Origin of the sequence: Bacteroides sp. AM23-12 (assembly GCF_003434395.1) — a bacterium.
Classification (GTDB): Bacteria; Bacteroidota; Bacteroidia; order Bacteroidales; family Bacteroidaceae; genus Bacteroides; species Bacteroides thetaiotaomicron.
In genome coordinates, this window is record NZ_QTLF01000010.1 from 37628 (window position 1) to 62628 (window position 25001).

Sequence of the window (25001 nt, forward strand, 5' to 3'; positions counted from 1 at the left end):
TTAATTATATAGAAACAATTGTAATGATGAAAAAGAACTATTATTTAATTTGTGTATTGTTACTGGCTGCTTTCTGTACAACCAGTATTGCTACTGCTCAAAATTATTTTGGAGATTTTCCTGTAAAAGCAGATCCTAAGACTGTTGGTAATAAATTGAGCAGACGCTTGATGGAAACTAAACATCAGCTATATTTTGATAGAGGAATACATTATGCTGAAGTATGTACATGGTACGGAGCTCTCCGTTTTGCAGAATTGACGAATAACAAAGAGCTGATCAAGCTATTGAGAAATCGTTTCGAACTATTGTTCCACCTGGAAAAAGAACTCCTTCCTCCACCCATACACGTAGACCAGAATATGTTTGGTTGTCTGCCTCTCAGATTTTATAATATAACGAAGGATAAACGTTATCTGGACCTCGGATTGCCTTACGCCGACACTCAATGGGAGCTTCCTGCCAATGCGAATGAAGAAGAACGCAAATGGGATAAAAAGGGATATTCCTGGCAAACTCGTCTTTGGATTGACGATATGTATATGATTACTATCGTGCAGTCTGAGGCTTATAAGGCTACCGGTGATCCTAAATACATCAATAGGGCTGCCAAAGAAATGGTTCTGTATCTGGACGAATTGCAACACCCTAACGGCCTTTTCTACCATGCACCGGATGTGCCTTACTATTGGGGACGCGGAGATGGCTGGATGGCTGTGGGTATGACAGAGCTACTGTTCAACCTGCCGAAAAATGATCCGAATAGAGACCGGATAATGAAAGGCTATCTTTTGATGATGAACAATCTGAAGAAATATGTGAACAAGGACGGATTGTGGAATCAGCTGATAGACCAGCCCGACTTTTGGACTGAAACATCCGGATCTGCAATGTTTACCTATGCTATGATCTTGGGTGTTCAGAACGGATGGTTGGATAAAGAAGAATTTGCTCCCGTTGCACGCAGAGCCTGGTTGGGCCTGTGCAATTATATAGACGATAAAAATGACCTTACCGAAGTTTGTATCGGAACGGGAAAGAAAAACAGTAAGCAATATTATATGGACCGTCCTCGCATTGCCGGAGATTATCATGGACAGGCACCTATCTTGTGGTGTGCTTATGCTTTGCTGAACAATAAGTAAAAAACAGATATATTCTGTTGTATAAGTTGTATAAAAGGAGAGGATGTCCCCACTGATTGGAGACATCCTCTTTCTCTAAATATAACAATATAAAATGATTCCTTATACTGTCGGGTCCGGTGCTTCATCACCGCCGTCATTACCGCCTTCGTTTCCTCCGCCTTCTTCACCACCACCTGAAGGAGCAGAACTGCTGTTTCTGGTTACATCCAGTTTCTGAATGCTGACAGACTTTATCATATTTTTCAGCAACTCCCCCGGAGTAAAGATGATTTTACGGTTTTTCAATGTTTCCGTAGTGACTTCCTCTGCGTTTTCTTGGCTTTTGCATCCGAAGGAAGGACGGAAAGTTCCAAATTCCCCCAAGTTGACGGATGCTCCGATTTCCATATACGTTATCAGAGAATCAATGAGTCCGTCAAGGACGGCTTTTACTGTACCGCGTGGAACGAATCCTACTTTGGTTACCTGATCGCACAGCATCTTAAAATCAACGTTGACTACATTGAACGGACGCGCTACATATTTTTCTGCTTTGGTATCGTCGAAACCAAAGGTTGTTTTTTTGACTACATATTTCAGTGCCATAATTTAATTTTAGTTTTTTAAATAGTTTATAAATCGAGTTTCTGTTTTGTGATCACGATGCAAAGATATGGCATCTGAAATTACTGTGCAAGTTATTTTTCGAAAGTGCGTTAAACAAATAATTAATAATTCGTATATTGTTGATAATGAACGTTTTTTTCGCTATAAGCTTGCCTTGTAGTGTGATAGTACTATTAGAAAAACTACTTCTTTAGATATACGACAGTTTTTCCTCCTCCATACTTCCGGATTATCTCTTCTTTCAAAAACTTATTGAGTAGTTCAATTGCTTTGTTGCGGCTGATTTCTGCCAATCTCATGAAATCGGTACGGGTGATACAGCCATGTTTGTCCAGATGTTGTATCAGGAGGGTACGGCATCTTTCTTCGTTGGAATCGTTATTAGTACGATAGGGTGACTCTATGCGTTCCAGTTGCAATGGTTCCAGACTCTCACGAAACTTTTTGTTAATGCGCAGGTTCACCTTATTTAAATGGATGGAAGGAGAACGAATTTCTTTCTTCTCTATCACCGGACGGTCACATGTCAGTGATAGGGAGAAATGTCCGATTTCCCCGACTTCTACGGTCCAGCCTTGCGCGAGCCAGTGTTGTAGCTCATCACTGACGGCTTGCAGGCAACCTTCTATTGTGGCTGGACTGAAGCCGTTGGATTTGGATACTAGTTCAACGAACTTATCGGCATTAATGGTGCCTGACGGAATAACACGTGCATAAAGTGCCTGTTGCTCCTCCTTTTTCTGTGGATTACCACTCGTGTATAAATCGTAATAAACGCTCATAGTTACTTTATATTTTTCTTGTTCTACAGATAATTTCTTTCTCTTCATAAATTAATTCGTCCGCCTATAGCCGGACGCAAGTTTGCCTATAGGCGACGTTGCGTTTGCCTATAGCCGGACGAAAGAATGCCTATAGCCGGACGAATTAATTTATGCACTCAAAGATATTACTTTTTTCGGAGAAGGGACTTAGTTTTTCCACAAGCACAGTTTAATAATCAGGATTCTATTTTGTAAATGAATAAATTGTTGCTTTTATTGGACTATATGTTCTATCTTTTTCTGATCAGTATGTTTATTTTTGTACACAAGGCTCATAGTCTTCCTTTTTGTATTGGATCATAGTAGAACTGGGGAGGCTGTCCGAAAAACTTATAGGCCGACAAGTCTGCAGTAGTAAGTATGAAGATTTCCCATTTTTATAGCATGGTTTAACACTATATTCTATGTAGTCTCACTACTTTTTGTACCTTGAAAGCAAATAAAGGCCATGCTTATGACATACAAAAAAGCGAAGACCGCAGACAAGAAGTATTTTTCCCGACTGCATAGATGAATATGTGGAGGTGATGCCTCTGTGCGTTTGTTTGATGTATTTGTAGATAGTCTGGACATGCCCCCCCTTGACTTTGTCCAAAGTATCCCCAAAGGTACAGGTATACCCGGTTATGATCCTCGCGATCTTTTGAAACTGTATATCTATGGTTACTTTTATCAAATCCGTTCATCAAGAAAATTAGCACGTGAATGCAAGTGTAACCTGGAGGTCATGTGGCTACTTGGTAAACTGTATCCGGATTTTCGTACCATATTCGACTGTCGTAAAGATAACAAAGACAGCATAACAAAGGTATTCAAGAAGTTCAACAAGCTCTGTATGGGACTAAAGCTTTTCTTAAAGTCTTATATCTCTATAGATGGTAGCAAGCTCAAGGCAGTCAATGCTAAGGACAACAATTTTACGCTTAACAAATTGGATGACCGCATCAGACGTTTAGACGAACATATCAACTTGTACATGGAGGAACTTGACGCGTTCGACTGGGAAGAAGAGCGAAGTTGTCTAAAGATGAACTCCAACATAAGCTTGAGGTATAATTCATGCAAAGGTCTTTTTTCAAAGATTATTATGACTTTATATAAATAAGTGTTTTATCTCATATTAATAATGAATGGAGAGATCAGAGCTTGATTGGTTAATGAATTAAAGAAGAAACAATTTGTTCAATAGAAGAAAGAATAATCCATAATAGTTAACTTGTTGGGTATCTATGTTGGATTCATTTATATAGCCCAAATAGGCATTAGAGCTTATCCTAAAGGATCTTTTTAATTCTTAAATTAGTTTGGGACTAATTTTCCATTAATTGGTTTGTTTGTAGTATTATAATTTGGTCGATTTTTCTACTTTTGTCTCATCCAAAAGGATAAATATAAGGTTTTCAACAGGACAGAACTCAATTAATAGAAGATAATAATCTTCATGACATGAATGAAAAAGGTAAAGATAGAGATTGTGATAATAAGAATTTTTATTGGGGTATAGTTGAATTAAAAGGATTGTTTGAAGGATAAATGAAAAAAGTATTTTGGATTTCTCTTTATATATTTTAGAGATAATAATCTTGTTTTTTGACATAATGTTAAACTTAATTTAATACGCCTATGGTATAATAAAATGATTTTTTTCATTCTACTTCTTTTGCATTTTGCAAAACTATGAGTTATTTATATGGGATAAAATCCTCTGTAAACTTTTAATCTAATAAAATGTTAAACATGGTCAAAAAAGTTTTATTTTTATTTTGTTGTATGTTCGCACATGTTATATATGCCCAGAATATGATGATAAAAGGGACTGTCATAGATGCGAACAATGATCCTCTATTGGGGGTGACTATTATGGTAAAAGGAACTACTACAGGAACCATAACCGATGTTGATGGGAATTTTTCTATAAAAGGTAAAACGGGGGAAACATTGATTGTTTCTTATATTGGAATGCAGACGCAGGAAGTGGTATTTAGAGGACAACCACTTAAAATTATGTTAAAAGACGATGCCCAAGCCTTGGAAGAGGTTGTGGTAGTTGGTTATGGTACCATGCGTAAGAAAGACCTTACCGGATCTGTAATACAGGTGCGTCCGGATAAAATAGCTAATGAAAATCCCAAAACTGTACAAGATATTCTTCGTGGTACACCAGGTTTGGCCATAGGTTACAATGCTGATGCCAAGGGTGGTGGTTCCATGAATATCCGCGGTCAACGTTCTGTTTATACGGATGGTAATCACAACTCACCCTTGTTAATATTAGATGGTATGATGTTCTATGGCGAACTTTCTGAAATCAATCCTGACGATATTGGTCAGATTGATGTATTGAAGGATGCTTCTGCGGCAGCTGTGTATGGTGCCAAAGCAGCCAATGGTGTTATTATCATTACGACTAAAAAAGGAAAGAGAGGTAAACCGGTAGTAAACGTCAGCACAAATATTGGTCTGACACAACGAAGCGCTTACCGTGAACGATTTAGTCCTTCTGCATATTTGCAGCATTATGCAGACTGGAAAGCTAAAAGTACTTACGGAGCTAATGCAGAAGGTAATTGGGACGACTACCAAATTGGTGTATATAAAGGTATGGATGACTATTATACGAATCCCGATAAGTTGACGAATATTGATTTGGATATTTGGAGAGGTTATACTAGCAACGAATCTGGAGAAAGCGATTTGAGCATTTGGGCAAAGCGTTTGGGATTCACAGGTAATGTGCTTGAAAATATTCTGTCAGGCAAGACTGTGGATTGGGAGGACAAAGCCTTTCGTTTGGGTTTCAATCAGGACTACAATGCCAGTGTCAGCGGTGCTTCTGAGAAAGTGGATTATTACTTCTCTTTGGGCTATCTGCGTAACGAAGGCGCCTTGATTGATGATACCTATCGTGCTGTTCGTGCCAATATGAAATTGAATGCCAAAGTAACTAATTGGTTCGAGATAGGAGCCAATGTCAATTTCCAAGATCGTACTGATGGCAGTATTGACATGGACGAAGGTCAATTCATGCGTAATAGTCCTTACGCGGATTATGCCGATGAAGATGGGAATCCTATTCAATATCCGAATGACGAAACTTATTCACAGCGCGGTTATAATTATGATTTCCAAAAACAATATTTAGATCTGGAAAAAGGATATACGGTGCTGAATTCTATCTTTAACGCTAAAGTAAAACTGCCTTTTGGCATCACCTATCAGTTCAATGTTGCACCGCGTTATCAATTTTTCTATGAGCGCTATTTCATGTCAGCAGACCTGCCAGGTAGCAATCCTAACAATCGTGGTGCCGATCGTGAACATGCCAAACGTTTTGATTGGTCATTGAACAACACTATCACTTGGGACAAAATTTTTGATAAAAAGCATCACTTTATTGTAACTTTAGCTCAAGAAGCAGAGGAACGCCAACGTTGGTCCGACCGCATTGAGGCACGCAACATTCAGCCTTCAGATGCATTGGGATTCCATAATACACAGAATGGTTCTAAAGAGAGCAGTTCCTATTCAACCACTGACTCGCATGAGACTGCTGACGGTTTATTAGGCCGTCTGTTCTATTCCTATGATGACCGTTATATGCTGACCACATCTATCCGCCGCGATGGTTATTCTGCATTCGGTTCTACCAATCCTTATGCTTGGTTCCCTTCTGTAGCTGTTGCATGGACTTTCTCTAACGAAAAGTTTTTCCAAAAAATCAAGAATGTGATGAGCAGTGGTAAGTTACGTGCTTCCTATGGTAGTAACGGTAATCGTTCATTGGCGGATCCTTACACGGCATTGGCAAATCTTAGTGCAGGTAGTGGCGATTATATGGGTTATCTTACATCTACTGGTGAAGTAGAATTAATGCGCTATCTAATGGCAAGCCGTATGGCAAATCCTACCTTGCAATGGGAGAAGACAAAATCGTGGAATTTTGCCTTGGATTTTGGTTTCCTAAATGATCGTATTACCGGTACAATGGAATTTTATACGATGAATACCAACGACATGATTATGTCACAACCATTGCCAGTTTTTACCGGTTTCAACAATATTACTACCAATTTGGGGCAAGTTAACAATACTGGTTTTGAATTCTCCTTGAATACGGTAAACATCAAGCAAAAGAATTTTGAATGGAATACAACGTTCAACTTCTCCTATAATAAGAATAAAATCAAGCACCTGTTTTATGAATACGAAAACGTATTGGATGCTAATAGTAATGTAATCGGGCAAAAGGAATCTGACTATACTGCTAACGGTTGGTTCATCGGAAAACCCATCAACCAAATATGGGACTATAAAGTGATCGGCATTTGGCAGAACGATGAATGGAAAGAGGCAGCCAAATACAAGCAGCAGCCGGGCGACCCGAAGGTATGGAACAATCCGGAGAACGATATCTATAACGCTGATGGCAGTGTGCAAACTATCGTCTATAACGATGACGACAAGCAGTTTCTGGGAACAACCACACCTCCCATTAACTGGTCATTGCGTAACGAATTCGTACTTTGGAAAGATTTAACCGTTTCCATCAATATCTACTCCCGTATGGGTCATAAGGCTCTTTCTACCAACTACTTAAATAATGACGATGATGGTGGTCGCATGTCATACGCTGCTGCCTGTTTGCAAGCTAAAGAGTATTGGACCATCGACAATCCGACTAATAAGTACGGAAGAATCGATGCCAATGGTCCTGATGGTGCCAAGAAACCCGGTATGCTGTATAATCGCTCCTTCATCCGTTTGGAAAATATTGCTGTAGGATATACACTGCCTAGAAAACTGACACAGAAATGGGGCATTGAGCGTGTGAAAATATCCGGTACTGTACGCAATGTTGCTACATGGGCCAAAGACTGGGAATATGGTGATCCCGAAACCGGTGGTCTGGGTACCCGTCTTTACTCGCTGGGACTTAACTTATCATTTTAAACCTAAAAACAAACAGATATGAAAAGTTTCATTAAGAAAAATATATTCAATAGTTTGGTGCTGTTATCCGGTACATTGTTGATATTTACTGGCTGTGAAAAAAGTTTTCTGAAGGCTGATCCATTGTCATTCTATGAACCGGAACAGACATACTCTACCGAATCCGGTTTGAAGTCCGTATTGGCTATTGCTGACCGTCAGTTGAAGCGTTATTATACGACAGGTGGCGATGATTTATTTCCTCTTGTATCGGAATACACATTCTCCGATTTAATGGTCCCATCTCTTACTGATAAGACGGACTTATTGGATAATGTAGCTCAAAAACTGACACCTAATAGTGATCAAAGTACACAGCAGGACCTAAGTCGTGTAAGTACCCTTTGGTTCTTTTGGGATCAAACAACCAAGGGTATTCGCAATGCCAATTCAATCTTGACCTACATAGACAATATAGATTTAAGTGAGGAAATCAAGAATAAGTATATTGGTCAGGCCTATTTCCATCGTGCATTCCGTTACTATCTGTTGGTATTCCAGTATGGGGATGTACCTTTCATGACTAAACTTCTTGAAGTACCCAAATTGAACTTCCGCTCTACCAAACGTGATGCTATTTTGGATCGTCTGATTCTGGATATGGAATTTGCCATAAAATGGGTGCCCGAGCAAAAGGATATGGACTTGATTGGTGGAGTGAATAAAGGTGCTTGTCGCATGCTGCTCTCCAAACTTTATTTGGCTAGAGGTGAATACCAGAAGGCGAAGGACCAATTGGACATCATCATAAACAAATCTGGTTATTCACTGATGACCGAGAGCTTCGGTACATTTTGGGAAGGAGGAGAACCAGAGACATGGCCCATTACCCGTAATGTTATCTGGGATCTGCATCGTCCGGAAAACAAATTACTTACCAGCAATAAAGAGGTAATCATGGGATTGCCGAACCGTGGTTTCGCTAAAGAATCATTTTTGGCTAATCCAACTATGCGGAATTTTTATCCATTCTATTTCAATAACAGTTTAAAAACTCCCGATGGTAAACAAGGTTTGATAAATATCAAGCGCAACAACAAAGATTATAATCCTCAATATGACTATATGCGAGCTATGGGTCGCGGTGTAGCCAGAGCTCGCCCTACATGGTTCTATCAAAAAGGAGTATGGGTCGTAAATGGTAAAATGGATCAGACTGACTTGCGCCACAGTGTAGAGTATGGTAACTGGGTAACTATGGAATCACTCAAATACAATAATAAGGCTTCCAAATATTTTGGCCAGCCGTTGAGACTGTTTGATGAACAAGGGAAGTTGTTATGTTCGGATACTATCCGACGTTGGTACGATGTTCCCCATTACATTTGGAAATTGGATGATCCTGTTCGAGAGGCCAATATTAACGGTTCTGATGGTCACCACGGAGCTTCTGATGGTGGTTATGGTGATTGGTATCTGTATCGTCTTGCTGAAGCCTATCTGTTGCGTGCTGAGGCTAAATTTTACCTTAATCCGAGCGATGCCACTATCAAGGATGATATTAACATTATCCGTGAGCGTGCTCATTGTACTCAACTCTATGGGGGAAATATTACGATTGGTGACATCATGAATGAACGTGCCCGTGAATTATTTTGGGAAGAGTTCCGTAACGTAGAGCTTACCCGTGTGTCACTCTGCTTGGCCCGTAGTGGTCGTCCTGACGAATGGGGTAACACCTACGATTTGGCGACCTTTGACAAACAGGAAGGCACTGATCTAATTGGCGGTAGCTATTGGTACCAGCGTTGTATCCGCTATGGCATGTACAATAAGGGTGTAACAATTGTAATCGATGCTGCCAAATCTCAGCTTAACTATATTATAGATAAGAAAAATATTTACTGGCCTATCCCTGAAAGAGAAATCAAAGCTAACAACAAGGGAAGGTTGTGGCAAAATTATGGCTATGACGGCTATGATCCCTCCATTCCTGTATGGGAAACTTGGGAAGAAGCCGAAGCTGATATGGATAAAGTTGATTAGTTGATTTTTGTATCATCAACTAGTACAACAGAATGAGAATGGAGGTATATTAAAGTGACGGTATCAATAGTATAGTTGTTGTGAAAATATTCCTCTATTCCCTATTTTGAAAAGAAAGGTAGTTTATGGACTCAATATAAATAAAACTGGTGATGAGTATGTCCGCTATTACATGTTTGTTTTTTATGTGGTAATTATTGTCGTTTGAAGACCACATGTGCGGCATTGCCAAAGTCGGCTATTGTTCGGAAGTGGAGCAATATATTTGTTGGAACTATTTTTATGGTAGTAAATTGTTATCACGAACTCTTCGCGCCGGGCTAAATATGACCTCACAGTAGTAGTTTTCACTTAGTCGTACGAAGCAATTTTTACAGAAGAAATAAACATATAGACACTTTAATTGATATGAACAGAATAATGATTTTAATAGCAGGTTTTATGCTACTGGTAGCAGCCTGTACCGATAAGCAGACCGATGGTAACACGGTTTCCGGACTGAATCCAGCAGACTTTCGCATGGAAGTGGATGGTAAACAGACGTATTTGTTTGTGTTGAAGAATACAAATGGCATGGAGGTTTGCATCACCAACTTTGGTGGACGCATTGTTTCGATAATGGTACCGGACAAAGAGGGTATTATGCGCGATGTCGTCTTGGGCTTCGACTCTATTCAGGATTATGTTAATCATCCTAACAACTTTGGTGCTACCATCGGTCGATATGGCAACCGTATCAACCAAGGTAGAATCACCGTTGAGGGAGTGGAATACCAATTACCTCAAAATAATTATGGTCACTGCTTGCACGGTGGTTTGAAGGGATTCAATTCTCGAATGTTCGATGCTAAACAAGTGGATGGGCAGACGCTGGAACTAGGCTATTTGGCAAAAGATGGCGAAGAGGGATTCCCCGGCAATCTTGCCTGCAAGGTTACATTCACACTGACAGATGACAACGCCATCGACATTTGCTACAACGCCGAGACAGACCACACCTCCGTGGTTAATCTGACCAATCATTCCTACTTTAACCTTAATGGCAATCCCGCTACAGGCAACTCTGACCATCTGCTGACCATCTATGCTGATGCCTACACTCCCGTGGACAGCACCTTTATGACTACCGGTGAAATTGCTTCAGTAGGGAATACAGACATGGATTTTCGTCAGCCCACACCCATTGGAGCGCGTATCGACAATGAGTTCATTCAATTGAAGTACGGCAAGGGCTACGACCATAACTGGGTGCTTAATACGAAAGGTGATGTTTCCCAAGTGTGTGCCACACTTGAATCACCTCAGACCGGCATTGTACTTGATATTTATACCAACGAGCCAGGTCTTCAATTCTATGCCGGCAACTTCTTGGACGGAACGGTAAAAGGTAAGAAAGGTATCGTATATAACCGTCGTGCCTCTGTCTGTCTGGAAACACAGAAATATCCCGATTCTCCTAACAAGCCGGAATGGCCCTCCGCATTGCTGAAGCCGGGAGAGAAGTATGAGAGCCGTTGTATCTATAAATTTTCCGTGAGAAAATAATTTGTTATTACTTTTGTGAGAAACGACAATGAATAATTCAAATCTAATTAAAATAGTTGCTCCCATGTTGACGAGTATTTTATCGTGCAGCAAACCGAGTGAAGAGATAGTCATCAATCATCCCAAGGAGGTGAGAAGTACTCCAAATATATTGTTTGTCATTGCTGACGATCAATCTTTCCCTCATTGCTCGGCTTATGGCAATTCTTTTGTTAAGACTCCGGCATTTGATTATATAGCTAGCCAGGGATGCTTGTTTCAGAATGCTTATGTGACATCTCCGGGTAGTAGTCCTTCCAGAGCATCTATTTTATCAGGAATGTATCCTTGGCAAATAAAGGAGGCAGGAACTCATTGTTCATATTTTCCAAAAGATATAGTTTGCTATACAGATATTCTGACTGCTAATGGTTATAACGTAGGTTATACTGGTAAGGGGTGGGCACCAGGCGATTGTAAGGAAAGAGGGGTAAATCCCGCAGGAAAAGCTTTTAATAAGAAAAAACTGACCCCTCCCTATAGTGGCATATCCAATATAGACTATGTTGAAAACTTTAAATTGTTTTATCAAGATAGCGATAAAAAACAACCATTCTGTTTTTGGGTAGGCTTTAATGAACCACATAGAGGTTTTGAACGTGATTCATGGCAGAAAGAGAATAAATCACTCTCAATCGTTAGTGTACCGGGTTTCTTGCCTAATCATGATGTTGTTAAAGGTGATTTATTGGACTATTCGGTAGAAATAGAATATCAGGATGCACAATTACAAAAGATAATTGATTTTCTGAAGGAAAAAGGTTTGTTTGATAATACATTGATTATAGTGACTGCTGATAACGGTATGGCTTTTCCAAATGCAAAAGCTACCTGTTACGATGCCGGGGTACATGTTCCATTAGCCATCTGTTGGGGAGACAAGATAAAAAGAAAGAATACTAGCGAAATTGTTAGTTCTGTAGATTTTGCTCCAACGATGTTGGACGCAGCAGGTATAAATCGTTCTTCCTATGGGCACATGTCAGGCAAAAGTATGTTGCCTTTCTTAATGGAAAACAAAGAACAGAAAAGAGAAGCTGTCTATTTTGGAAGAGAAAGACATAGCTCTTCACGGTATGCAAACTTAGGTTATCCAATAAGAAGCCTTAGAAAAGGAAATTATTTGTATATAAGGAACTTTCATCCGGAAAGATGGCCAGCAGGTGATCCGACACCTTTGGATAAAAACAACAATTTGGCAAAGGCCCATTCTGGTTATTTCGATATAGACGGTTCACCTACTAAGCAGTTTTTTATTAATAACAGGGAGAATGGCGATGGTGTACAATATTTCATCCGTACTGTCGGTTTCAGACCTTATGAGGAGTTATATAACATTGAGAATGATCCCTGTTGTCTTGATAATTGTATTGAAAAACCAGAATATAAGGGTGTATTGTCAGAGTTAAGAGGCAGATTGGATCAGTTACTATATCAGACGAATGATGTAAGAGTAACTTCCGAAAAGGGGGACAGTATTTGGGAATCATATCCACGAATAGATAGTATAAGGAATTTTCCTCCCTATGAGTAGTATTTTAGTGTTATTTTTTTAGATGGAGACTATGAATAAAAGAGTATATTTATTGTTTATATGTTTGAGTGTTTTGTTTGTTCAAAATATATTTGCTCAAAAGAATTTATTGACAAATTTTCCCAATGGATTTACTCCGGAGGAAGTCGGAAGTCGCTTGGCCTACAGGTTCGTGAATAGTAAGCATGCACTTTATGTAGGTAAGTGGATAGGGTATTATGAAACATTCACGCATAGTGCAGCTTTTGAATATGCTGTAATGACGAAAAAAGACAGATTGGCAAAGCTTGTTCAGGATAAATTTGACTGTTTATTGACAAAAGAGAAACAGTATTTGCCTCCTAAGAACCATGTTGATTTAAATACGTTTGGCAGTTTACCTTTGAAACTGTATAAAGTGACAAAGAAGAAATGCTATTTTGATCTTGGTATGTCTTATGCGGACAGCCAGTGGGAGGTTCCGGCTGATGCCAAGCCCAAGCAAAAAGAGTGGGCGGATAAAGGGTATACGTGGCAGACACGATTGTGGATTGATGATATGTACATGATTCCCATTTTACAAATAGAGGCGTATAAAGCTACTAAAGACTCGAAATATATAGACAGAGCAGCTAAGGAGATGGTATTATACTTGAATGAATTGCAGCGGCCTAATGGTTTGTTCTATCACGCTCCTGATGTGCCTTTCTATTGGGGACGCGGAAACGGTTGGATTGCTGCAGGTATGGCCGAGTTGTTACAATATCTGCCGAAGAAGCATAAGGACCGTCCGCGCATCTTGCAGGGATATCTGACGATGATGAACAGTTTGAAAGATTTCCAAAACAGCAGGGGGATTTGGAATCAATTGATTGACCAACCCGATTGTTGGGCCGAAACTTCCGGTTCTGCGATGTTTACTTTTGCGTTCATCAAGGGAGTGAAAAACGGTTGGCTGAATGCCAAAGAATATGCACCATTAGCCCGCAAGGCATGGCTCACCTTGGTGCCGTATGTAAACGAGGATGGAGATGTGACTGAAATCTGCATTGGAACGGACCGAAAGAATGACAAACAGTATTACTATGATCGCAAGCGTTGTATTGGTGATTATCATGGGCAGTTAGCATTTCTTTGGTGTGTAGTAGCATTGCTAGAATGATATCATAATTAAAGAAGAGTAAAGCATAAACGTATGATATTTATTGGTTGAATAGTAATGGAATGTTTCCAGTTATCTGAAAAAGACTCTACTGGAAAACTTAAGGTGAGGAAATCTGTTTTGCAGATCCAACCATAATCAGTGCGGTAAATACTACTTGATTGGTACTGGAGACAATGTTTCGGAAGCAAAGGCTTTTACCGCTTTAATGGTTCAAGGAGAATGACTGTTATTATTTGACTTAATAGACTATCATAGTTCTCTTTTGCTGCCAAAGATATCTCTTATTATAATGGAAGAATTTTTATAGATAATAACAAATGTGAAAACAATATCTGACTATTAATCATGTCGGAATTATGTGCTGCAAAACATAATCAAGAAAGAACTATTTGTTCTAGAGCAACAATACTACTGCTGAAACACGGCTATAATCAGTTCTCTACGGGACTCATGTAAAGAATGTGATGTTAACCCGAGAAAATGACTGAATAATCGGCAAGCATTCTTATTATCTTGCTTCGAAATCAAACAGAGACTTAAATGGACTGTTACTAGATGTATGAAAAAGTGGGATGGCTTTGGGAAAAAAGGGACTGTCGCTCCCCAAATATACTAATGACAAAATAAGGGTGTCTTTATAATGGAATTCTACTTGAAAAAATGAATGCATAAGGTGTATTTTGTGAACCGCTAACTTTTAATCTTGACAAGAAGGTTGATGTGGTATGAAAATTTGAAGACTAGAATGAGAAAAGTCAGAATACCGATTTTATGAAAAAATGCACTAAAATATTTTATTCGTTAGTTGTAGGAAAACGCCGTGTGAGTGATTTGTGCGCCCGTAGTGGATGTGTAGTAAATATGTCGATAGCAAGGCATTAGGTAACTTTCCCAAAACCTATCATCACCCGACTTATCTGTTCAACGAAAGACGGCAGGGAGTGTAGCATGTTGGGGAAGTCATAAGTCAGATAGTTCTTAAATTTGTGACCGAATGATGAGATGAAAGATATAGATACGAGGATAAAATCCTGATTGATTGAATGGCAACCTAAGTGGTCGTTGCAGAGACTTTGACATGAGAATAGCTAAACTCGTCATATTAAGATACTTCTGATACAGAAGATCAGTAGCAAAAGCTGGAAATTATCGTAACGCAACCATTGGCAATGGTAAAGGGTGGAAACCATATCCGACAATCTATCATGCTGTTGTTAGTACACAGCTAAACGGGGATTACCTGACTCGGAATGCTGCAAGGCTATGAGGTTTAGCCTCTGAATATCCGACACAACGGAGTTTCTGTAGTAATTTGAGTAAGGGAAAGTCTTGTAAATGGCAAAAGGGAGCAGTTAAAGGTTTAATACAATTTTAGAAAAAATGTGCGAGACATTATGAGAAATTCAGAGAAAGTATTAAACGGTCTATCAAAGCCTAGTCCGCAAGTAAATTACAAGTTCAATCGACTGTATCGAATCTTGTTTAACGAGGAGATGTATTATGTTGCCTACCAACGCATTAATGCAAAGGAAGTAATATGACTGAAGGCTCTGATGGGAAAACAATAGACGGTATGAGTTTAACTCGGATTGCTGATTTGATTGACTTACTCCGAAAGGAGACATATCAGCCAAAACCTGCAAGACGGGTGTATATTTCAAAGAAAAACGCGAAAATGCGACTGTTAGGGGGCCATCTTTTGACGACAAATTGGTACAGAAAGTAACACGGATGATTCTCGAAGCCATTTATGAAGGGCAGTTTCAAGACTGCTCACATGGTTTCAGATCCAATGCCTTCTACGATTGATAAGGAAATTCTTGAAAGCGGGTTATCTTGAAGATTGGACATTTCACAATACTTTCAGTGGCACTCCGCAAGGAGGAATAGTTAGCCCTATTTTGGTTAACATCTATTTAGACCGACTTGAGGAGTTCATGATGGGAATACATCCAGAGATTTGATGTGGGAGTCACAGCGACTCGCAAACCTTTCGAGGGGCACAGAAGTCTTGATTTTCAGAAGAAAGTGGCTATGCAAAAACTTAAAACGGTAACGGCTAAGAGTGAACGCAAAAAAGCTGTAGAACAGCTCAATGTTATTGACAGAACAAGATTGCAGATACCCAGTTTTGATGAAATGGACAATGGATACAAAAGGCTTAAATATGTGAGATATGCCGATGATTTTCTGATTGGTGTAATTGGTAGTAAGGAAGATTGTTAAAGAATTAAAGAGGATATTAAGAACTTCCTTGAATCCGAATTGAAACTCGAATTTTCTGACGAAAAAACTCTGATTACCCACAGTCAAAAAGCGGCGAAATTCCTTGGATATGCGGTCTTGGCAAACCGTTCCAATCTTGCCAAACGAGATAATACGGGTAGATTGTCAAGGGTATATAACAAGAAAGTTCTATTGAGAATTTCTATGGAAACCATTAAGAAGAAATTACTTGATTTCGGAGTGTTGGAGGTAAAAACTCACAACGGGAAAGAACACTGGAAGCCGAGGGAGCATAGAAAAATTATCTGTAATGATAACTTGGAAATCCTTCAAAAGTATAACTACACGATTAGAGGATTCCACAACTATTATGCGATTGCAAACAACAGTTCTTTACTCAACTCTTACAAGTATATCATGGAGTATAGTATGTATAAAACGTTTGCCGGCAAATACAAGAGCAAAGTATCCAAGATTGCCCGCAAATATAAACAAGATGGTTTATTCACTGTACAATATCAGGGCAGTAAGGGAGGAGAGAAGCAACAGACATTTTACAACGAAAGTTTCTCAAGAAGAAAAACCTGAGATAGGAGAAAATATTGATAATTCTACCGTAGTTTATCATGCCAACAGAACAAGCCTTATTGATAGGTTGAAATCTGAAGTGTGAGATATGCGGCGTAACAGGCAAATTGGATATGCACCACGTTCGCAAATTAAAGGCTTTAGGCGGTAAAGGATATGCCGACAAGCTAATGATTGCAAGACGCGGGAAAACCATAGCCTTATGTTGAAGTTGCCACTTCAAGGTTCATTCGGGCAGTATAGGCTGACTCTTTAATGGAGAACTGGATATACGGAGACGTGTACGTCCGGTTCGGAGGCGAGTACTTGGAAACCTACCATAGAAATATGACAAGGAGCTGGGTACTTGGCCTACTAATATACTTATCATACAGTCTGGTGTGGTTACGCGCTGTTAGATTGATGTAACTGTAAGTTTTCCCGATTTGTTTGTACTAGGTAATGTGATTTCTAATAATCCTTGATGGTATACTCTGCTTTCCACCACTTTCCCATTGAAAGTTACCTGGTAATCTTTTTCCGGATTCATACAAACAAGAATTGTTCGTTGATGAGGGACTGTTGAATCATCAAATGCTATTTCTGCTTGATACTGCGTATTATCATCGTTGAACTGGCTGTTAGAAATCCACACCTCGAAGCCGGTTGAAACTTTCCCTATCCGGTAATATGCAGCAAACCAGTTGAGTATGGGAGATGATAGACCGGAAAATTGATGCCATCCGGCTCCACGTTGTGAGGAGATTATAAAGTGTTCGAAGGTGTAATAACTCTCCTTACATTCTGTCCCCCATGTGTTTAATGCTGTAGTCGCTACTTGATAGGCTTTTTCTCCTTCCCCAAGATCCAGCAAGGCTTTCCATACCATCCATTGATGAGGAAACCAAACGGCTCCATTCCAATAACCAGCTGTACGATAATAAGGGGCAGATTGATCTACTGTGGAGATACCTACATTGGTCCACATTTCATTAGGAGAAAATACATGGCTTATCATTCTGTCTGTTTGTTCTTTGGAGGAGATATTTGCAATGAGCGGACTTACTCCGTCCAAGCCTTTATTAAAGTTGGAGCCATCTTTATATCGATAGAGGCCTTTAGGTGTGCCGTTGTTATCATGCATTACATATCCAAAATAACCGGTCTCCTCATCCCATGAATAGGTTAGTAATGCATTTGACAGCTGTTTGATGGTTTGCTCATACTCTTTTACATCTTTCTTAAATCCTAGTTCTTTTGCTGCTAAACGTAAAATTTTAGCAGCTCGGATATAATATGCTGAAGTTACTACTGGAGTAACAGAAGCTTTGTCGCGTAAAGCATGTTGAGGTGGATAATCATCCCATCCTCCTGAATTGTAGAAGTAGTCCCATGTTCGTAGCAGACCAGAACCTTTCATTCGGGTTGTGGAGTAAGGATTCTTACCTGTCATAAAATCAAAGAACTGCTTCAGTCGTGGGTATAGAAATTGTAATGCTTCTTTTGACTGACTATTATTCCATAAATCATAATAGGCATACATTTGTATAGGTAGCGGAGTTCCGTGATGAATAAATGCAGATTCACTTCCTACAGGAGTGGTATAAGCCCTGATATATTCGAAAGCTTTAGTAATATCCACATCTATTAACCCTAAGGCTATGAAGCCAGAATCCCATGTATAAAGACTATTCCAGTTTTTTCCGGGTGTAAAGTGTCGGATATATTGTCCTTGGGTATGAACAGGGTAAACAATGTTAGATAATAATGCTGATTGTAATAGGCGATGTCCGAATTCGTATTTTTTTCCATCTGCTAATATTCTCTTCTTGGAGTCATCCGAATCTTCTTGTATCAACGAAGTCAGAACCTCCGGTGCGGAGTGAAATTCTTGAATCTGTTCATTGACTTGTTGGGGAGTTCCAGTGCAGACCAGGGCATATATAGTTTGTTCGGAATGTGGTGCTAGGACAATCGGGCGTAAAAATGCATTGGAATAATGCCATTCTCTATTTCCTATTAATCTCGATGATACATGATCGTGAGTCTTTTTGCGGAAGAAAGATTCCAGATTGTCATCCAAGACTTCTCGAATCTGGGATTCTTGGTAGTTCCATGCTATCCCATAATAGTTATCACATTCCGGATATTTTAAGATAAAATCTTGTTTTGTTTTTCCCGTTTTAATTTCGGGGATAAAAGAAAGTTTCCTTGGAAGTATCTTGATTTGGTTTATGTCTTCTTCGCTACCAACAAAGAAGCCATCTAAGTCAGTACTGTGAGTTCCCTCTGAGTTTAATTCCATTTTATATCTCCCAGGTTTCTTACAGGAATAAGGGATTGAAATAATGCAATACTCCCCAGTTCCTTGTAATTCCAGACGACTTTCTGTTATTCCTTTTACTTGAAAAGTGCTCGTTTTTCCTTTGGGAGTATTGTATCTGAATCCTATTTTTCCTTTTTCTTTTCCTGGGAGGATATTTATTTCATAAATCACTCTGTCTCCTTTGTCTTTCCCAAATTCTTTGCCTAGAACATAACCACTGAGTGATTGAGAAGTCTGCATCTCATTTCTTTTCCATCCGTCGTATACTAGATTATACTGTGGAGATTTGCGTACAGGTTCATTTAATATATAGTCGGTTGCATTGTACCATTGTATATTGGAGTTTTCGGGTATCTTAAATCTGGGTTGCTCTCTTTCATAATCAATATATGCCATTAAATTAAGAACCAAATTCTGGTTGGCAGTGGTATTATTAACGCAATGCATGCCTACCAGTGTTCGTTGCTTATCTAATATATAATAGGTGACGTCAGTAAACACACGATCTTTCCACTCCATTTCATAGCGGTATGTGATACGGTTCATAGAGGGATTGATGTCCCATGGATAATAAGATGATTCAAAAAGAACATGAGGAACTAGTTGACGATTACGGTAATAGCCGGGCATTACGGAAAAGTCAAAGCGCTTTCCTGCTTGCATATCGGGGATATGGGAGATTCCGGCATAGCGTTTTGAATAAGGCCCCCAAGCTTGTAGCGAAGTGATGTCGTGACTATCGCTGAAACATGATGGAGGAATTATTGGCTGTCCTAATGTAGATGTTGTTCCCAAAACAACTATCAGGAACATTAATAAAGATTGCTTAGCTTTCATATTAGAATGTAAAATGGTTCATTATAGCAAAGGTATGACTTTTAAAAGTTAACAAAGAAAGAATCTGTTCAATAAAGGAAAGAAAATATTCATAATATAAGTAGTGGGTCACTATGGTTATGCAAAATCCTTCTTATTTGTTAATTATTTAAGGATTAATTTCCCACCTATTGGATATCAAGTATATCGAATTTGCTCCTTTTGAAAGAATGCAGCAGTGAATGATATAGCTTCTGATAGTTTAATATGCATGTGTTGTCTAACATAAAATTGCAGATTACGATAATTGATGTGATGTGATTATTGCTAAAATAGCAACTTCTGTTATAAAAAGGAGAGATACTTTCATTTTTTGAACAATAAGTTTCTTCATTTTTTTTCTAATTTCCCTTTCTTTGCATTGCTTTTCTACAGAACTTATTTGCTAATTAATACTATAGAACATGAAACGAAAATTCCCAAAAACACTATTTGCATTGCCTATATGCAGTTCGACATTCACACGTATGAGCAATAAGCATATCTTATCTACTTTGGTTAGTTCCTTGCTAATTCCACAGGTCAGTGCTGCTGTAACTAGTAAGCCGAATATTTTGTTCGTTATTTCTGATGATCAATCTTATCCACATGCATCAGCGTATGGATCTTCTTTAGTAAAAACGCCAGGATTCGATTTGGTTGCTCAAAATGGATGGCTGTTCAATAATGCTTTTGTTACCTCTCCAGGAAGTAGCCCTTCCCGCGCTTCTATACTTACTGGGCTCTATCCTTGGCAGATAGAAGAGGCGGGTACACATGCTTCTTCTTTTCCAATTGATTATGAGTGCTTTCCTGATTTATTAGAAGAGGCAGGCTACTATATTGGATACACCGGAAAAGGATGGGGACCTGGTAACTGGAAAATATCAGGTCGTAGGCGTAACCCGGCTGGTCCTGAATATAATAAAAGACGTATTCGTCCTCCATATAAAGGGATATCCAATATTAATTACTCTCAAAATTTTAAAGATTTCCTTCATGACAGAGAGGGAAAGCAACCTTTTTATTTTTGGGTAGGTGCGAATGAACCACATCGCCCCTATGAGAAAGATAGTTGGGAGAAGGCTGATAAAAGGCTGGTTGACGTAGAGGTGCCTCCATTCCTCCCTGATAAACCGACTATAAGAAAGGACTTATTGGATTATGGCACTGAAATAGAATGGTATGATAGTCAGTTGTCTCAGATTATTGATATATTGAAAGAAGAAGGTGAATTTGAGAACACTTTAATAATAGTTATGGCTGACAATGGTATGCCTTTCCCTTTGGCTAAAGCAACCTGTTTCGAATATGGTATTCATGTTCCATTAGCGATATGTTGGGCAGATGGAATTAAATATGGAGGAGTTAGTGACGAACTTGTTAGCAGTGTAGATTTATTCCCAACTATACTTGATGCTGTCGGTATACGACATAAAGAAAAGCTGGCAGGAAATAGTATACTCCCGTATCTGAAAAAACAAAAGAATAGTACTGGGCGAACGACAATATTTGCAGGAAGAGAACGTCATAGTTCTGCACGATATAATAATTTAGGATATCCTATGCGTGTGTTGAGAACTAGAAAGTTTCTGTATATAAGGAACTTTTGTCCCGAAAGATATCCTGCTGGTGATCCTTGCTATATAAATAAGGAGGGAAACTTAACGCCAATGTATAGTGCTTATTTTGATATAGACCAAGGTCCGGCTTGGGGCTTTATTGTTGATGAAAAAGATACTCCTGAGATATACCCCTATTTTCTGAAGGCGGTAGCAAAACGCCCATATGAAGAACTGTATAATATAAGTTCAGACCCAGGTTGTCTTAATAATTTAGTTGGCGATAGTGAATACATGAAAGAACTGGATTATCTTCGGAATAAGTTGAATGATGCACTTAAAAAGACTAAAGATGCACGTTATCTGGATAGTTCTGATCAAGATCAGAATATTTGGGAAAGTTATCCGCGTTTGAATGGGGAAATAAGATCATTTCCAAAACCCCTGTTTTAGTAATATCTATTTAGTATCCTGTACACTTATTTGATAGTATAAAATCATGTTCTTGTTATTCATTTTAAAACAAGAAGTTTCTCAAATAATAGTGTTGGAGATAAGAGGGAAATTTGTATTTTTGTGTGTTGGTGTATAAAAACAGAAGAATATGAGCAATAAGATTTATCCCATTGGCATACAGAATTTTGAAAAGATTCGGAATGGCGATTATTTCTATATTGATAAAACAGCATTGATTTATCAAATGGTAAAGACGGGTAGTTATTACTTCTGAAGCCGTCCTCGTCGCTTCGGAAAGAGTCTTCTCATATCCACTCTGGAAGCATACTTTCAAGGCAAAAAGGAACTATTTGTGGGATTGGCTATGGAAAAGTTGGAAAAGGATTGGAATAAACATCCTATTTTGCATCTGGACCTCAATATCGAGAAATATGATACTTTGGAGAGCCTTGACAACATACTTGAAAAGTCTCTGACAGCATGGGAAAAACTATATGGTGCCGAACCGTCTGAACGTTCCTTTTCCCTGCGTTTTGCAGGTATTATACAGCGTGCATACGAGAAAGCCGGGCAACGCGTTGCCATCCTGGTGGATGAATACGACAAGCCCATGCTGCAATCCATCGTAATGAGGAACTTCAAAAGAAATTCAGGGATACCTTAAAACCCTTCTATAGAGCGCTCAAGACAATGGACGGTTGCATCAAGTTCGCCCTACTGACAGGGGTGACGAAGTTTGGTAAGGTCAGTGTATTCAGCGATCTGAACAATTTGGATGATATTTCTATGCGGAATCAGTACATTGACATTTGTGGTGTTAGCGAACAGGAGATTCATGATAATTTGGAAGCCGAACTTCATGATTTTGCCGATATACGGGGAGTGACCTATGATAAACTTTGTTCAGAGTTGAGAGAGCGTTACGATGGCTATCACTTTACACATAATTCTATTGGTATCTACAATCCGTTCAGTCTGCTCAATGCCTTTAAGTATAAGGAATTCGGTAGCTATTGGTTTGAAACCGGAACGTCTACCTATTTGGTGGAATTACTGAAAAAGCATCATTACGATCTGGAACGAATGGCGCACGAAGAGACTGATGCGCAAGTGTTGAATAGCATTGACTCCGAGTCCACTAACCCCATTCCGGTGATTCATCAAAGCGGATATCTTACGATCAAGGGATATGACGAGGAATTTGGTATATATCGTTTGGGTTTTCCCAACCGGGAAGTGGAAGAGGGATTTATTCGCTTCTTGCTTCCTTATTATGCCAGCGTGAATAAAGTGGAATCTCCGTTTGAGATTCAGAAATTTGTCCGTGAGATACGCTCCGGTGATTATGATTCTTTCTTCCGTCGTTTACAAAGTTTTTTTGCAGATACTACCTACGAGGTGATTTGTGATCAGGAGCTGCACTATGAAAACGTACTTTTTATCGTATTCAAATTGCTCGGCTTTTATACCCAAGTGGAGTATCACACGAATGACGAACGCATTGATCTCGTTCTGAAGACGGACAAATTTATCTATATCATAGAATTTAAGTTGGAAGGTACTGTCGAAGAGGCTTTACAGCAGATCAACGAGAAGCATTGTGCGCTCCCCTTCGAAATGGATGAACGGAAACTATTCAAAATAGGAGTGAACTTCAGTGCTAAAACTCGCAATATAGAGAAGTGGGTTGTAGAGATTCTTTAAAGAATTATGTATTTTCTATAGTGGTCTATAATTTTTTCCATCATAGAAAACCACAATTAGATGTTACTTTACAAGTTTTTATTCTACAAATATGAGTGTTTTGCCCATAAATCACAATAAGCCGTGACTTATATTGCTTTTGTCATATCCGAAATTCTATTTTTCAAATTTTCCAATTTATAAAGGAGAAAATTTAAATAAGAGTGCGATTATAACATATTTTTTTATCTTTATTCCTTTGCTTTGTAAATTTGGAACTTTTTTGTGTTTACGAACATTCCTTATAATTTGTATAAATGTTTATTTGTCTCTATATTTATAAATTGTTTAACTTTTAAATATAATTGCTATGAGACAGGAACTGTTTTTAGGATGGAGTATCCCTTTTGCGATGTTGTTTGCGTTTTATTCATGCAGCCATGAAATGGATAGCAATTTAGAAAGCGCTGTTGAAGAGGCTGTTGATTTGAGATTGGATCAAGACAGTGCTTTAACGAGAAGTGATCTATGGGAGGAAGAAGAAGAGTCTGCTTTAGAGTGGGCAGAGGATAGGGAAGGTAAGTGCCCTTATTCCCCATGTGGGTTGTGTGAATTTAAATTTGTTCCAGACTTAGATTCTGATACAGAAGATGGTTATAGTTATTATGCTGATTTTTGTTGGAATGCGGGATTTATTGAGGAAAGCACAGGACAGGATGTTTCTGATCAATATTTTTTGCAAATTCAGTGGAGCTATACTGGTTATATGAATGAGTGGGCTTATATAAATATGCGCGGTAGTAAATATGGCCTTGTCAAAATACTTGGTGATGGTGCTCTTGAAAAAATACCGGCATATGCTTTTCCTTATAGTACAACAAGACGATATATTTACATGAGAATGCGTACTATTCATGAAAGTTTTATAGGGGCTACGCCAGTACCAGAAGTAGAAACTCAATATAAATATGATCGTAGCTTATTTTCTATGTGGAGTTATCCAGAAGTGATTGGAGATCCTTATTGTAATTACTGGGGGTATAATAGACCACAACCAAGCGTAGATGACATTATTAATGGTGAGGTTGCAGTGGACGAAACAAGTTTTATTGTGAGAGTTTATTTGCCAATGAATACAGATAAATATAGTTACTCGTGTATTATGTATAATCATAATTCGGGTTATGAGCAATCCCTTGGAGGAACTACGAACAGTAATAACGAGGGAATGGCTATCGGTACAAATATAGGGAAAAGTGGTGGTCAAATTGAAGTAATTGCAAAAAGAACTAATAAGTTGACTGGTGATGTGACCTATGATACGACCTATAGGGATTACTCTGCTGGAGATAAAAATGTAGATATTTATATATCAGAATATGCTTTTGGTTATGAATAAAAGTATGTCTGAGCATTTATGATATGTAAGAAATGAAACCTTTTATTAGAGCAACTGCACCAACGGTTTTACCTGTATAATAACGAATAAAACTGTTGATGTGGTTACCCTG

12 protein-coding genes and 2 pseudogenes are annotated in these 25001 nt (G+C 38.8%); 11 read left to right on the plus strand and 3 right to left on the minus strand.

The features are described 5' to 3' along the window. The first annotated feature begins 26 nt into the window (after positions 1-26). Positions 27-1145 (plus strand): glycoside hydrolase family 105 protein, encoded by a 1119-nt coding sequence (locus DW640_RS11100; RefSeq protein ID WP_048696084.1) that lies wholly within the window; start codon positions 27-29, stop codon positions 1143-1145. A 102-nt stretch (positions 1146-1247) separates the two neighbouring features. Here the strand turns inward: DW640_RS11100 and DW640_RS11105 are convergent, their stop codons facing one another. After that, positions 1248-1733, minus strand: a complete 486-nt coding sequence (locus DW640_RS11105; RefSeq protein WP_048696085.1) for an HU family DNA-binding protein — start codon at positions 1731-1733, stop codon at positions 1248-1250. Positions 1734-1936: 203 nt separating this feature from the next. Then, positions 1937-2536: a DsbA family protein gene (locus DW640_RS11110; protein WP_117578158.1), complete on the minus strand. Its 600-nt coding sequence runs from the start codon at positions 2534-2536 to the stop codon at positions 1937-1939. Between the two features lie 613 nt (positions 2537-3149). On the opposite strand from DW640_RS11110, the gene DW640_RS11115 reads away from it, so the two are divergent. From DW640_RS11115 to DW640_RS11145, 7 genes and pseudogenes are all read left to right on the plus strand, one after another. Continuing rightward, positions 3150-3683 (plus strand): transposase, encoded by a 534-nt coding sequence (locus tag DW640_RS11115; protein WP_118196688.1) that lies wholly within the window; start codon positions 3150-3152, stop codon positions 3681-3683. 632 nt (positions 3684-4315) lie between these two features. Beyond that, the gene (locus DW640_RS11120; RefSeq protein ID WP_062694220.1) at positions 4316-7528 is read left to right on the plus strand and encodes a SusC/RagA family TonB-linked outer membrane protein; all 3213 of its coding nucleotides are present in this window, start codon (positions 4316-4318) and stop codon (positions 7526-7528) included. A gap of 18 nt (positions 7529-7546) precedes the next feature. Continuing rightward, entirely contained in the window at positions 7547-9553 is a 2007-nt protein-coding gene (locus DW640_RS11125; RefSeq protein ID WP_062694222.1) for a RagB/SusD family nutrient uptake outer membrane protein, read from the plus strand. A 408-nt stretch (positions 9554-9961) separates the two neighbouring features. Beyond that, positions 9962-11098: an aldose epimerase family protein gene (locus DW640_RS11130; RefSeq protein ID WP_074911523.1), complete on the plus strand. Its 1137-nt coding sequence runs from the start codon at positions 9962-9964 to the stop codon at positions 11096-11098. A gap of 28 nt (positions 11099-11126) precedes the next feature. After that, the gene (locus tag DW640_RS11135; RefSeq protein WP_062694228.1) at positions 11127-12671 is read left to right on the plus strand and encodes a sulfatase; all 1545 of its coding nucleotides are present in this window, start codon (positions 11127-11129) and stop codon (positions 12669-12671) included. A gap of 31 nt (positions 12672-12702) precedes the next feature. After that, positions 12703-13812, plus strand: a complete 1110-nt coding sequence (locus DW640_RS11140; protein WP_062695874.1) for a glycoside hydrolase family 105 protein — start codon at positions 12703-12705, stop codon at positions 13810-13812. Positions 13813-15209: 1397 nt separating this feature from the next. After that, positions 15210-16838, plus strand: a pseudogene (locus tag DW640_RS11145) (reverse transcriptase domain-containing protein). A 185-nt stretch (positions 16839-17023) separates the two neighbouring features. On the opposite strand, the gene DW640_RS11155 reads toward DW640_RS11145, so the two are convergent. Further along, a complete protein-coding gene (locus tag DW640_RS11155) occupies positions 17024-19747 on the minus strand; it encodes a trehalase family glycosidase (RefSeq protein WP_117578132.1) in 2724 nt (907 codons plus the stop codon). Positions 19748-20214: 467 nt separating this feature from the next. On the opposite strand from DW640_RS11155, the gene DW640_RS11160 reads away from it, so the two are divergent. The 3 genes and pseudogenes from DW640_RS11160 to DW640_RS11170 all read left to right on the plus strand — a co-directional run bounded on the left by DW640_RS11160 (position 20215) and on the right by DW640_RS11170 (position 24889). Beyond that, positions 20215-21804, plus strand: coding sequence for a sulfatase (locus tag DW640_RS11160; protein ID WP_225629681.1), 1590 nt, complete (start codon positions 20215-20217; stop codon positions 21802-21804). Between the two features lie 151 nt (positions 21805-21955). After that, positions 21956-23511, plus strand: a pseudogene (locus DW640_RS11165) (ATP-binding protein). Between the two features lie 349 nt (positions 23512-23860). Then, on the plus strand, positions 23861-24889 hold the full coding sequence (locus DW640_RS11170) for a hypothetical protein (protein WP_008761897.1): 1029 nt from the start codon (positions 23861-23863) through the stop codon (positions 24887-24889). Positions 24890-25001: the final 112 nt, after the last annotated feature.

Excerpts from the sequence above, each read along its gene's own strand:
- DW640_RS11100 (WP_048696084.1), top strand. The coding sequence starts at position 27 with ATGAAAAAGAACTATTATTTAATTTGTGTATTGTTACTGGCTGCTTTC.
- DW640_RS11105 (WP_048696085.1), bottom strand. The coding sequence starts at position 1,733 with ATGGCACTGAAATATGTAGTCAAAAAAACAACCTTTGGTTTCGACGAT.
- DW640_RS11110 (WP_117578158.1), bottom strand. The coding sequence starts at position 2,536 with ATGAGCGTTTATTACGATTTATACACGAGTGGTAATCCACAGAAAAAG.
- DW640_RS11115 (WP_118196688.1), top strand. The coding sequence starts at position 3,150 with ATGCCCCCCCTTGACTTTGTCCAAAGTATCCCCAAAGGTACAGGTATA.
- DW640_RS11120 (WP_062694220.1), top strand. The coding sequence starts at position 4,316 with ATGGTCAAAAAAGTTTTATTTTTATTTTGTTGTATGTTCGCACATGTT.
- DW640_RS11125 (WP_062694222.1), top strand. The coding sequence starts at position 7,547 with ATGAAAAGTTTCATTAAGAAAAATATATTCAATAGTTTGGTGCTGTTA.
- DW640_RS11130 (WP_074911523.1), top strand. The coding sequence starts at position 9,962 with ATGAACAGAATAATGATTTTAATAGCAGGTTTTATGCTACTGGTAGCA.
- DW640_RS11135 (WP_062694228.1), top strand. The coding sequence starts at position 11,127 with ATGAATAATTCAAATCTAATTAAAATAGTTGCTCCCATGTTGACGAGT.
- DW640_RS11140 (WP_062695874.1), top strand. The coding sequence starts at position 12,703 with ATGAATAAAAGAGTATATTTATTGTTTATATGTTTGAGTGTTTTGTTT.
- DW640_RS11155 (WP_117578132.1), bottom strand. The coding sequence starts at position 19,747 with ATGTTCCTGATAGTTGTTTTGGGAACAACATCTACATTAGGACAGCCA.
- DW640_RS11160 (WP_225629681.1), top strand. The coding sequence starts at position 20,215 with ATGAAACGAAAATTCCCAAAAACACTATTTGCATTGCCTATATGCAGT.
- DW640_RS11170 (WP_008761897.1), top strand. The coding sequence starts at position 23,861 with ATGAGACAGGAACTGTTTTTAGGATGGAGTATCCCTTTTGCGATGTTG.